The organism is Veillonella sp. KGMB01456 (genome assembly GCF_023051165.1).
In the GTDB taxonomy this organism is placed as follows: domain Bacteria; phylum Bacillota; class Negativicutes; order Veillonellales; family Veillonellaceae; genus Veillonella_A.
Window position 1 is genome coordinate 1 of record NZ_JALKIG010000055.1, and the last position, 11,763, is coordinate 11,763.

General features: G+C 44.1%; 10 protein-coding genes and 2 tRNA genes. All 12 read left to right on the forward strand.

Annotated features, from left to right (window positions below; all coding sequences use genetic code 11):
* The first annotated feature begins 188 nt into the window (after window positions 1–188).
* Window positions 189–1,760, forward strand: a complete 1,572-nt coding sequence (locus MXE28_RS10650; protein WP_021840755.1) for a DEAD/DEAH box helicase — start codon at window positions 189–191, stop codon at window positions 1,758–1,760.
* A gap of 187 nt (window positions 1,761–1,947) precedes the next feature.
* Window positions 1,948–2,367 carry a transcriptional repressor gene (locus MXE28_RS10655; RefSeq protein WP_021840756.1) on the forward strand — a complete coding sequence of 140 codons (420 nt, stop codon included), beginning with the start codon at window positions 1,948–1,950 and terminating at the stop codon, window positions 2,365–2,367.
* Window positions 2,368–2,595: 228 nt separating this feature from the next.
* Window positions 2,596–3,432 (forward strand): deoxyribonuclease IV, encoded by an 837-nt coding sequence (locus tag MXE28_RS10660; protein ID WP_021840757.1) that lies wholly within the window; start codon window positions 2,596–2,598, stop codon window positions 3,430–3,432.
* Window positions 3,433–3,521: 89 nt separating this feature from the next.
* Window positions 3,522–4,703, forward strand: a complete 1,182-nt coding sequence (locus tag MXE28_RS10665) for an exonuclease SbcCD subunit D (RefSeq protein WP_247240148.1) — start codon at window positions 3,522–3,524, stop codon at window positions 4,701–4,703.
* A gap of 1 nt (window position 4,704) precedes the next feature.
* Window positions 4,705–7,788, forward strand: coding sequence for an SMC family ATPase (locus tag MXE28_RS10670; RefSeq protein ID WP_247240149.1), 3,084 nt, complete (start codon window positions 4,705–4,707; stop codon window positions 7,786–7,788).
* 211 nt (window positions 7,789–7,999) lie between these two features.
* On the forward strand, window positions 8,000–8,371 hold the full coding sequence (locus MXE28_RS10675) for a VOC family protein (protein WP_021840760.1): 372 nt from the start codon (window positions 8,000–8,002) through the stop codon (window positions 8,369–8,371).
* A gap of 211 nt (window positions 8,372–8,582) precedes the next feature.
* Window positions 8,583–9,284: a tRNA threonylcarbamoyladenosine dehydratase gene (locus MXE28_RS10680; protein ID WP_021840761.1), complete on the forward strand. Its 702-nt coding sequence runs from the start codon at window positions 8,583–8,585 to the stop codon at window positions 9,282–9,284.
* Window position 9,285: 1 nt separating this feature from the next.
* Window positions 9,286–9,717, forward strand: coding sequence for a peptidylprolyl isomerase (locus MXE28_RS10685; protein WP_021840762.1), 432 nt, complete (start codon window positions 9,286–9,288; stop codon window positions 9,715–9,717).
* An 89-nt stretch (window positions 9,718–9,806) separates the two neighbouring features.
* Window positions 9,807–10,439: a hypothetical protein gene (locus tag MXE28_RS10690; protein ID WP_021840763.1), complete on the forward strand. Its 633-nt coding sequence runs from the start codon at window positions 9,807–9,809 to the stop codon at window positions 10,437–10,439.
* Between the two features lie 177 nt (window positions 10,440–10,616).
* Window positions 10,617–11,456, forward strand: a complete 840-nt coding sequence (gene speE / locus MXE28_RS10695; RefSeq protein WP_021840764.1) for a polyamine aminopropyltransferase — start codon at window positions 10,617–10,619, stop codon at window positions 11,454–11,456.
* A gap of 95 nt (window positions 11,457–11,551) precedes the next feature.
* Window positions 11,552–11,627: transfer RNA gene (locus MXE28_RS10700), tRNA-His, on the forward strand.
* A gap of 3 nt (window positions 11,628–11,630) precedes the next feature.
* A tRNA-Gln gene (locus tag MXE28_RS10705) sits at window positions 11,631–11,705 on the forward strand.
* The last annotated feature ends 58 nt before the right edge of the window (window positions 11,706–11,763 follow it).

The window sequence follows — 11,763 nt, forward strand, 5'->3', positions numbered from 1 at the left end:
TAAACATATAAATTCGTGATTAAAATTTTGTCGCATTTGATATTGCAATTAGCAAAAGATAACCAAATTGGAAAAAATAGGGATTCTGATTTGGTTATCTTCTTTTGTTTGTGATATAATATTAGAATGCGCCGACGAAAATTAGACGAAAATAAGATTGATTTACATAAGGAGGACTCATATAGTTCATGCTTGAAAAATTTGAAGAATTACAGATTAGCGAGCCCATTTTACGGGCTTTAAATGATATGGGGTTTGAAGAACCTACACCGATTCAGAAGGAAGCAATTCCTGTGGCAATGAGCGGCTTAGACATGATTGGCCAGGCTCAGACCGGTACCGGTAAAACTGCCGCTTTCGGTATTCCTGCATTGGAACAGGTTGATGAAAATCTTCGTGCCGTACAGGTTTTAATTTTATCGCCAACCCGTGAATTGGCTATTCAAGTAGCGGAAGAACTCAACAAAATGGCACAGCACACTCATATCCAGGCCTTGCCTATCTACGGCGGTCAGGATATTCAGCGCCAATTCCGCAGCTTGCGCAAAAATCCTCAAATTATCGTCGCAACCCCGGGTCGTTTAATGGATCACATGGAACGTGGATCCATCAATTTTGATAACGTAAAAGTAATTGTCCTCGATGAAGCGGATGAAATGCTTAACATGGGTTTCATCGATGACATCAATAAAATTTTGGCAGCCGTGCCGGAACAACGTCAGACATTATTGTTCTCCGCCACCATGCCGCCGGCCATCCAGACTTTGGCTGAAAACTATTTAAAAGAACCGCGCCTCATTCGCATGAAACCGACGCAGGTTACTATGGACTTAATCGAACAGTACTACATCGAAGTACAGGATCGTCAGAAGTTCGATTTACTTTGTCGCTTACTCGACATGCAGGCACCTGACCTTGCCATCGTATTCGGTCGTACGAAACGCCGTGTTGACGAAGTAACGGAAGGTTTGAAAAAACGCGGTTACATGGCTGAAGGTATTCATGGTGATTTATCCCAGCAGAAACGTGACAGCGTAATTCGTCAGTTCCGTGAAGGGACTATCGATATCTTGGTAGCTACCGACGTAGCTGCTCGTGGTCTCGATATCAGCGGTGTAACTCATGTATATAACTATGACTTACCGCAAGACCCTGAAAGCTATGTTCACCGTGTAGGCCGTACCGGTCGTGCCGGTAAAGCAGGGATGGCGAACACGTTCGTTATTCCTCGTGAAATGGAACATTTACACGCTATTGAACGTTTGACTAAACGTAAAATTGCTCGTCGTAAAGCCCCGTCTTTAGGCGAAGTATTGGAAGGTCAACAGAAATTAGCCGTTCAGAGCTTAATCAATATGGCTGATGATACGGAAAACCTTAAAGAATATCGTGCCAGTGCGGAAGAATTATTGAATGATTTGGATTCCGTAACGTTGGTAGCGGCCGCTATTAAGTTATTGACTAAAGAACCGGATACGACACCGGTAAATATCACCGAAGAAGCACCTTTACGGGTTCGTAAAAAACGCTCTTTCGGTAAAGACGGCCGTCGTCGTGATGGTCAACGCAGCTCTCGCAGTTCCGACCGTCGCGGTGATCGCCGCAATGGTGAACGCAGTTTCCGTGACCGCAGTGGTCGTGATGATTCCCGTCGTGCCGGCGGCAATCGTTCCAAACGCCGCAATCCGGAAGGCCAAGGCCGTCGCGGTGGTCAGGAAGCACATAAGAGCGGTGCCTTTAAACCGTACTTCAAAGACTAATCCTACCATATATAATTAGATTTGATGAGCGGTTATCTTGCCAAAGTATACTAAATTTGCTATAATTACTTAACCAATAATTGTTATTGGTTAGAATTGATATTCTAGTTAAAGCAACTTAGCTACAGGCAACGTGCAGAGTTGCACGAAACACTTTTAAATCCGAGTGGAGAGAGGATTGATTGCTATGGATATTGCACAAAAACTGCGTTCCGAAGGTTACAAAGTAACCCCTCAACGTATTGCGATTTACCAAGTGCTTTATGGTCAAAATGAGCATCCAACGGCGGAAATGATTTATCAGAGTTTACGCCAAGATCATCCTACCATGAGTTTAGCAACCGTATATAAGACGATGGAAATTTTTGAAAAAATCGGTCTTGTAAAAGTTCTTGATATTGGTGATGATTCCAGCCGCTATGACTGGGATACTCATAACCACCCTCATATGCGTTGCAGCGTATGTAATCGCGTTGATGATTTGCACGATATGAATATGGAAGATACCTTAGCTGAAGTCGAAGCATTGAGTCACTACAAAGTGACCGGCCAGCAAATTACGTTTGAAGGTATTTGCCCTGACTGTTTGCGTAAAGGAACCCATTAAACAAAAAGAGCCGCAAGGCTCTTTTTTTGTTGTTAAAATATAGGATGGCTGTCAATGTTTGGCTGTGAACTTAGAATTTAGGCAAGTAATCAGTAATTTGTTATATAATAAAAGTATCGGTGTTAAATTATATACTGTATACTCGCGGCGGAATTTTAGGCCGTTGTACTATAAATTGTAAAATTGTAATTTTAATTATTAAATAGATTTAAAATAAAGGAGCGTTCAATGTTAACTATCGGATGTCATTTATCGATCAGCAAAGGCTATTTACATATGGGTAAAGAGGCTTTAAGCCTTGGGGCCAATACATTTCAGTACTTTACACGCAATCCGCGCGGCGGCAAGGCCCGCACGTTTGACGAAGCGGATATGAAAGCATTGGAAGCTTTTATGGCGGAGCATAACTTCGGCAAAATTTTAGGTCATGCACCGTATACGTTAAATGCTTGTGCTGCGGATCCGTCCCTGCGTCAGTTTGCTAAAAACATGATGCGCGAAGATTTAGAGCGTTTGGAATTTTTGCCGAATCAATTATATAATTTTCATCCCGGCAGCCATGTCAAACAAGGTGTTGATCAGGGCATTGAATATATTGTGGAAGCCCTCAATGAAGTCATGTTTGAAGGCATGCACACTACCGTATTGTTAGAAACTATGGCCGGCAAAGGGACTGAAGTGGGGCGCACCTTTGAAGAAATTGCCCGAATCATTGATGGCGTGAAGTTGAAAGATTATATCGGTGTCTGCATGGATACCTGCCATATTCACGAAGGGGATTATGATATTATCGGCGACTTGGATGGTGTTATGGAATCTTTTGACAAAATCGTCGGTCTCGACCGTTTACATGCCATTCATTTGAATGATTCTAAAAATCCGCGGGGTGCCCATAAAGACCGTCATGAAAAAATCGGTGAAGGTCATATCGGTTTGGAGGCGATTACGAAGGTAATCAATCATCCGGCACTGCGCAATTTACCGTTCTATTTGGAAACACCGAATGAATTGGATGGTTATGCGAAGGAAATTGCCTTGTTGCGCAGCGTTTATAAAGAAGCGTAAGGTATAAGATGTTTAGTTTTTTCAAAATCTCTATAAAAAGGGAGCCTATAGAGAAATTCAGTGTTTAGCGTGTTTTGAAGAGGGATACTATGCGGATATTACACACCGGTGATTGGCATTTAGGCCGAATTTTTTATGCCCGCCATCTTACGAATGACCAGGCCTATGTACTGGAGCACCAATTTTTCAAGCTGCTGAAAGACGCAAAGATAGATGCCGTTGTTATTGCGGGCGATGTATTTGATCGCGCCGTGCCGCCTGTGGAAGCGGTGGAATTATGGGATATGGTGATTACTAAGTTGGCCTTGGATTATAAAATTCCGACGCTGGTTATCGGCGGTAATCATGACAGTGCGGAGCGCCTCGACATGGGCCGTGATTTGTATTCTAGATCACACGTTCATGTGTGGGGGCGGATGGACCGCAGTTTAGAGCCCCTCTATTTGGAAGACGGGTATGGCGAGATTGCCTTTTGTCCTATGCCATTTACGGAACCGCGCACAGTTTTTACCAATTTATTGGAAACGGTTCCGGCGAAGCAGCGTTTGGATGAGTGGCAAAATCTCGCGGTAGCCTATGGCGAAACCTATGCGGCTTGGGCCGATTATTTGCGTAGCCTCGTGCCGCAAGGAATGCGTACGGTCGGCATGGCTCATACTATGGTGGCCGGCAGTATTACCAGTGAATCAGAACGACCTTTGGTAATTGGCGGTACCGCTAATGTGGGGGTCGACGTATTTGCGCCGTTTAATTATACGGCCTTGGGACATATTCACCGGCCGCAACGCATGGGGACCGATAACATTCGCTATAGCGGGTCCCTATTAAAATATTCCTTTGATGAGGCGAATCATAATAAGTCATTTACCATTGTTGATATGGATGCAAAGGGCCACTGCCAAATTGAACAGGTTGGTATCGAAGCGCAACATGATGTAGCCATTGTTAAAGGCAATTTTAATGATATTTTGCAAGATACGGCACTTCATGAAACTTACAAAGATACGTATTTACAAGTTGAACTGGCGGATACGGAACCGGTTATCGACGGCATGGCACGCTTGCGTGACGTTTTTCCATACGCCATGTCCTTGGAGCTTACGGGCCGTATGCAGGCGGAACTGACTGCCGACAATCGCGTAAATTATAAAGAATTATCAGAGCGTGAATTATTTGAAGATTTTGCTTTGGCCGTTCGTAATGAGCCGTTAAGTGACGAGGAGAAGGAATTTATGAACTCTCTTTGGGAACGTTTGATTAAGGAGGACTGACATGAGACCTTTAACTTTAACGATGACGGCGTTTGGTCCTTACGCGGATACGGTTCACTTGGACTTTGCTGATTTGAAAGAAGAAAGTTTATTCCTTATTACGGGGCCGACAGGAGCCGGTAAAACAAGCATTCTAGATGCCATGGTTTATGCTTTGTTCGGCGAATCCAGTGGCGGTTTGCGCAGCGGCACAAGCATGCGCAGTGATTACGCTTCACCGGAAACATTGACGAAAGTTACCTTTACGTTTTCAGTAGGTGATGGTCAATATAAGATTGAACGGTGTCCGAAACAAAAGGTAAAGAAACGACGCGGTGAAGGCTTTCGCGAGCAGGCTGCCGTAGCGTCATTAGCCGTTTTAGAAGATGGCGAATGGCAGGAATTCAGCAGTCGCGCCAATGATATTAAGGAAAAGGTACATGAGATTCTGGGCTTTAAAGCGGAACAGTTTTTGCAAGTCGTATTACTGCCTCAAGGGGAATTTCGTAAACTCCTGGTAGCCCCTACTTCAGAGCGTGAAACGCTGATGCACAGTCTCTTTCGGACTGAAATATATGCCCGTTTGCAGGACATGCTCAAAGAAGAACATGACAAAGTATATGCATCGGCGCGTGAGGTGGTGGACCGTCAACGGTATTTATTGAGTACAGAGGGCGTAAAGACTGAAACAGATTTGCGTGAAAAATTGAGTAGTGCCGAAGCGGAACAAACTAAAGCGGCCGGCATCCTGGCAGAGGCGCAAGCCAATCAGGTAAAAATTTTGGCTGACTATGAATTAGGGGAAAAGCGCCAAACATTAGGCGCCACCATTAATGAAAAACAAGCGGAGCTCGCTGATTTGATGAAACAAGCAGAATCTGTTAATGGATCACGACAAATCATAGAGCGTTTGGAACAAGTGACGCCGATTTTTCAGAAAGAAACGGAACGGGCAAAACTAGAAGCTAAAAAGCAGCAACTTACCGATGATTTAATAGCTGCGCGGACCGATAAAGAGGCACTCCTGAAAACCGGGGAGACGCTAACTGCTACGAAGGCATCCTTGGCAGAGCGTAAACCTATGAGTGAAACCTATCGTTTGGATATTCACAAGGCCGGCGAGATTAAAGCGCATTTTGATGCTATCACCTTACTTCAGACTGAATTAAAACAGCTTGGGGAAGACGTTGAAAATGCGGAAAAGGCGGTAAAGGCGGCGAATGAACTTTTAAAAACTAAGCTGGAAGAAGCGGATACAACCGGTAAGAGTGTGGAAGAACTTCGGAAGGCTTTAGGTAATCAGAGTCAACTCATGAAGGAACGTGAGGCTGTTTTGACGGCTGTTCAACTGGGTGAAAAAGCAACGCAGTTAATAGAAGAGCGGGCAGCGGCCAAAGTACAAGCGGCTAACACGCGTCATGCCTATGAAGAAGCTAAGCAGCAGGAAGAATTAGCTTTCATGGAGCGAGCGCATCAGGAAAATCTGTGCCGGCAATTTGCGGCAGCGGGATTAGCGGTCGCTTTGAAGACCCATGAAGCCTGTCCGGTTTGCGGATCTACGGACCATCCTCACAAAGCGGTTTTGCCTGATGAATACTCGGAAGAAGCCATGATGAACGCGGAAAAAGCGTATAGTAAAGCGTTACAAGAAACATCCGCCCGGGCGGAACGACAGAGCGCGGCTGCCGAGCAATGGACTCGTGCCGATGAGGCGGTCAAAGAAAGTGAAAGGGCTATAGCAGCCTGGTTGGCTGAACATAGTGATATAGATATAAAATCAACGGTTGCTTGTGAGTTTTTGGCAGAAGCGGACAGTGTTAAAACTATTCTGAATCAGCGTAGTCAAGCCTTAGCCGTAAAAGAGAAGAAAGTCACACAATTGAATGATACCCTTGCAGTTTTAAATAATACTATCGAGACCATTCGCATAGAATTGAAAGAGAAAGAAACAAGCTATCAGGATACGCGCACGAAGCTCGTAGGCAAGCAGGAAGGTTTGGCTCTTCATCAAGAGGCGGTAAAAGCGATAGATAAGGTTTCTTGGGCGAAAGAATTACAAGCTAAAGAGACGTGGCTCGCCACTTTTGAAAAGGAACAGCTTCAATTTGAAGAAGCGGAGCGGGATTATTTACAGGCCAAGAGCTCAAATGAAACGACTATTATAAATTTAGAAAAACAGCAACGGGAAACGATGCACGAGGTTACGGTTAAAGATCAAGAGATTGAAGCGGAACTTCGCCGGTCGAAATTGAGTGACGCTGATTTGTTGGAGCTTCGGCCGATGGTGGCACGCAAGACGGAATTCGTAACAACTGTCAAGAATTATGATGCGGCAGTGGACCGCGTACAAACTTTGCTGACGGCGGCTTCCAATGATTTGGCGTCGTTGGCAGAACCGTCCATGGTTGTAACGAAAGAAATGAAGGACGAAGCATCAGTTATCTATGAAAATGCTGTGCGTAACGAAACGAAGGCAGCGGAGACGGTTCGTCATCTCGAGGAAGTTTTAGCCGAATACAGTAAATTAGTGGCCGATAATGCGGCGATAACCGAACGATTTACGTTTATTAATAATCTCTATGAGCTTGCTAATGGCGGCAATGCCGGGCAAAAAGGGGTAACCTTTGAACGCTATGTATTGGGGGCTATTTTGGAAGAAGTGGTGGTAGCCGCCAATGTGCGGCTACGTCAGATGAGCCGAGGGCGCTATGAATTGCGACGCGCTCAGGCGGACAGTGTCAGTCGCGGCCATCGTGGCCTTGATCTGTCGGTGCTCGATACCTATACGGGTTATGAACGGCCGGCTAATACCTTGTCCGGCGGTGAAACCTTCCTTGCTTCTTTGTCGCTGGCTATGGGTTTAGCCGATATTATTCAAGCCTATGCCGGTGGGATTCACTTGGATACGATTTTCATTGATGAAGGCTTTGGGACTTTGGATCCGGATACGCTCGATATTGCCATGGAAACCTTGGTGGAATTGCAAAAATCGGGTCGCCTGGTTGGTATTATTTCTCATGTGCCTGAATTGAAGGGGCGCATACCGGCCCATTTGGTTGTGGAAGCTACCAATAAGGGCAGTACGGCTCACTTTTTAGTACCGTAGATATACGGGCGAAGAAAATGGGTAGCCCTATGCGTGTTGAAAGTGATACATCATATAGTAGTTTGTCATATTGTTACTTCATCATATAGCAATATATCGAGATTTATGATACTATTAAATAGCAGTATTAAATATTTTGAGCAGTAAACTTTGAAATAGAAAATTAAATAAGTTCGTATGACTTTTTATGTGATGAGAGGAGATTACAAACATGAAATTTACAATGGTACATAATAATTTTAATGTTCGTGATTTAGATAAAAGCATTAAATTTTACGAAGACGCTTTAGGTTTAAAACCGGGTCGTCGCATTGAGCCGGCTGACGGTTCTTTTAAAATCGTATATTTGGAAGACGGCAGCAGTAATCATCAGTTGGAATTGACATGGTTACGTGATTGGGATCGCCCGTATAATTTAGGTGATAACGAATTCCATTTGGCATTCGTTGTTGATGATTATGAAGGGGCTTTCAAAAAACACAAAGAAATGGGTTGTGTTGTGTATGAAAACCCTAACATGGGCATTTACTTCATTGCCGATCCGGATGGTTATTGGTTGGAAGTAATTCCGGCAACTCGTTAATTAGAAGTAATAGTAGTTATTTCGTTAATTTGCGGTATAATGGTTGAAGCGCTAATTTGTGAATCGTTGAATTCGTACTCTATGATGCGGTTTTTGACGAAAATATATTAGCGCCAACTTATTTTTAAAACGCTGTTGCCTAAGAGCGGCAGCTTGTAGTAGTCACTTTGGTGGCAGTCAGTAAAAAGTGTATTATTGATGGGAGATTTGAATGGAACACATGTTTACCCGCTTAGAATGGCTGGTAGGAAAAGAAAAATTAGAAAATTTGGGTACTAAATCGGTAGCCTTGTTTGGTTGCGGCGGTGTAGGCGGTTTTGCCATGGAAGCATTAGTGCGCACCGGTATCGGTCGTTTAGTTTTGATTGACGGCGATAAAGTTACGGTAAGTAATTTGAACCGTCAGCTTATTGCGACGCAGGAAACTATCGGTCGTCGTAAGGTTGAAGTGGCCAAAGAGCGCGCTTTGTCGATTCGACCTGATATGCAGGTAGATACTTACGATATCGTATATACCAAGGAAGCGTATCCTGATTTTATCAAGGACATTAAGGTAGATTTTGTAATCGATGCGATTGACATGGTAACGGCTAAATTGGCGATTATTGAAAACTGTCAGGAATTAGGTATTCCTTGTATTTCGTCAATGGGCACGGGTAATAAGATGCATCCGGGATTACTTCGCATTTCCGATATCAGCAAAACTCACACCTGTCCTTTGGCCAAAGTTATTCGCCGCGAATTGCGCAAACGCGGAATCAAGAAACAGACCGTAGTTTTTTCCACTGAAAAGCCGATGACGCCGACTCGTGATGACGATTCACGCAGTCCCGGCTCTTGCGGTTTCGTACCATCCGTAGCGGGTCTTATGTTGTCGAGTTATGTACTGCGTACATTGTTGGAGGTAGAATAGCATGAAAAAAGCGATTATCCATATGGAAAAAGGCGATATTACGATTGAATTATTTGCAAAAGAAGCACCGGGTACGGTTGCTAATTTTGAAAAATTAATCAAAGAAGGTTTTTATGACGGCCTTACATTTCATCGTGTAATTCCGGGCTTCGTAGCCCAAGGTGGTTGTCCTAACGGCAACGGTACGGGTGGTCCCGGTTACACCATTAAAGATGAATTAATCGGTAATCCGCACAAACATGAACGCGGTGCCTTGTCCATGGCTCACCGCGGTCCGAATACAGGGGGCAGTCAGTTCTTTATCGTGTATGAACCACAACCTCATTTGGATGGTGTTCACACTGTATTTGGTAAAGTAATTGAAGGTATGGATGTAGTAGATGGCATTCAGCAAGGCGACCGTATGGTTAAGGTTGAAGTTGTAGAAGACTAAGCTTAATCGTAGGTCTATGTATAGAAGGTCACTATTACAATAATTTTATATGTTAAATTAAGTTGATGTAATAGAGGATTGAGTAATATATGGAGAGTTTGACACTCAAACATCCTGAATGGTTGCAGGTGAAAAAAGACGGCCGTTTTTCTTACGGTTATAACCAAGAATGGTATCATGATGATTGGCAGCGTTTATCCGGGTGCGGCCCGACGACGGCTACACAGGTAATCAGCTACGTGCAGTTCCGGGACGGTTTGCTCGATAGTACGACCAGTAATGATGGCGAAGCTGCTTTAAAGCGCATGGAAGAATTGTTTCAATATGTGCGTCCCCGCATCGGTGGCGGTTTGTATAAAACACAGTGGTTTCAGGAAGGTCTGAATGACTATTGTGAAAAGAAAGAATTGCCTTACACCGTGAAGATGATGGGGGTTTACCCCTTTGCTGTATGTCGTCAACCGTTGCAGCAGGTAGTAAACTTTATTAAACAGGGGCTCGGCAGTGATTCGCCGGTTGCTTTTTTGAATCGTCATCGCGGTAATGAAAAAGGCTTGTCCACATGGCATTGGGTTCCTATCGTAAAATTGACGGAAAACAATGATGATGTGCGTTGCGTAGTATACGATGAAGAAATTGAACGCATTTTTTCACTGAAAAGATGGTTACAAGATACCATGTTGGGCGGCGGTTTCGCCTATGCCGTACGTAAGCAACAGTAATTGGCTATAGAAAGCTGCAATTATCAAGGGGTGCTTGTGAATATCAAGTCCGGCTATGATTGCCGAGTATGATTGTGGTTACGAAGGCAGCTTGCAATTATTAAGGGGTGGAGTTTTCAAATTTGTATTCACTGATTTGGTAGGATTAGTGCTTGTTAATCGATTAGGAGGTTACCAATGGCAGATTGGATTACAGAAAATCAGTCCGCTCATTTGAAATTGAGCGCAGAAATCGATAAAGTTTTATATTCCGGACAATCGGAATTTCAGAAAATTGAAGTGGTTCACAGCTTAGAATATGGCACTATGTTGTCCTTGGATGGCGTGTTCCAAGCATCGGAGCGGGAAGAGTTTATCTATCATGAAATGATGTCCCATGTTCCTTTGTTCTTGCATCCGAACCCAAAACATGTTTTGATCATCGGCGGCGGTGACGGTGGTGTAGCCAGAGAATGCGTACGCCATGATTGCGTTGAAACTGTAACCATGATTGAAATTGACGGCAAAGTAGTAGAGCTTGCCAAAGAATATTTGCCGACCATTGCCGATGCCATGATTCGCAAAGATCCAAAACTCACAGTAACTATTGGTGACGGCATTGGTTTTATGGCTGAGGCTGAAAATAAATACGACGTAATCATCGTAGATTGCTCCGACCCAATCGGACCGGGGGAAGGTTTATTTACCGATGAATTCTATGCCAATACGTATAAGGCTTTAAAAGAAGATGGTCTTTTTGTGCAACAAACTGAATCACCTATGATGCATCAGCCGCTGGTTGAAAAAGTATTCGGCTATGTTTCGAATCACTTCCCGATTGCCCGTCTTTATACGGCGTTTATTCCAATCTATCCAACCGGGATGCATTGCTTCACTATGGGTTCGAAGAAATATGACCCATTAACATGGGAAGCTAATCGTGAACAGACGTTTACAACTAAATACTATAATGAGGGGATACAAAAGGCGGCATTTGCATTGCCTAATTTTGTAAAAGATTATTTAATCAAAAAATAACTAGTTAATTAAAAATAATAGTTGACAGTATCCCTCGGAGAATGATACAATATCATTCGTTACGGGGGATACTTTCCTCTGTATGTTCCACAGTGGTGGGTATGGTGAAGCGGTTAACACGGCGGATTGTGGCTCCGTTACGCGTGGGTTCGATCCCCACTACTCACCCCACTTAGGGGCGTCGCCAAGTGGTAAGGCAATGGACTTTGACTCCATTATGCGCTGGTTCGATCCCAGCCGCCCCTGCCATTGCATGACTCATTAGCTCAGTTGGTAGAGCACCTGACTTTTAATCAGGGTGTCCCGC

Coding starts and splice junctions, on each gene's coding strand:
- MXE28_RS10650 (WP_021840755.1), top strand. CDS start 189: ATGCTTGAAAAATTTGAAGAATTACAGATTAGCGAGCCCATTTTACGG.
- MXE28_RS10655 (WP_021840756.1), top strand. CDS start 1,948: ATGGATATTGCACAAAAACTGCGTTCCGAAGGTTACAAAGTAACCCCT.
- MXE28_RS10660 (WP_021840757.1), top strand. CDS start 2,596: ATGTTAACTATCGGATGTCATTTATCGATCAGCAAAGGCTATTTACAT.
- MXE28_RS10665 (WP_247240148.1), top strand. CDS start 3,522: ATGCGGATATTACACACCGGTGATTGGCATTTAGGCCGAATTTTTTAT.
- MXE28_RS10670 (WP_247240149.1), top strand. CDS start 4,705: ATGAGACCTTTAACTTTAACGATGACGGCGTTTGGTCCTTACGCGGAT.
- MXE28_RS10675 (WP_021840760.1), top strand. CDS start 8,000: ATGAAATTTACAATGGTACATAATAATTTTAATGTTCGTGATTTAGAT.
- MXE28_RS10680 (WP_021840761.1), top strand. CDS start 8,583: ATGGAACACATGTTTACCCGCTTAGAATGGCTGGTAGGAAAAGAAAAA.
- MXE28_RS10685 (WP_021840762.1), top strand. CDS start 9,286: ATGAAAAAAGCGATTATCCATATGGAAAAAGGCGATATTACGATTGAA.
- MXE28_RS10690 (WP_021840763.1), top strand. CDS start 9,807: ATGGAGAGTTTGACACTCAAACATCCTGAATGGTTGCAGGTGAAAAAA.
- speE (WP_021840764.1), top strand. CDS start 10,617: ATGGCAGATTGGATTACAGAAAATCAGTCCGCTCATTTGAAATTGAGC.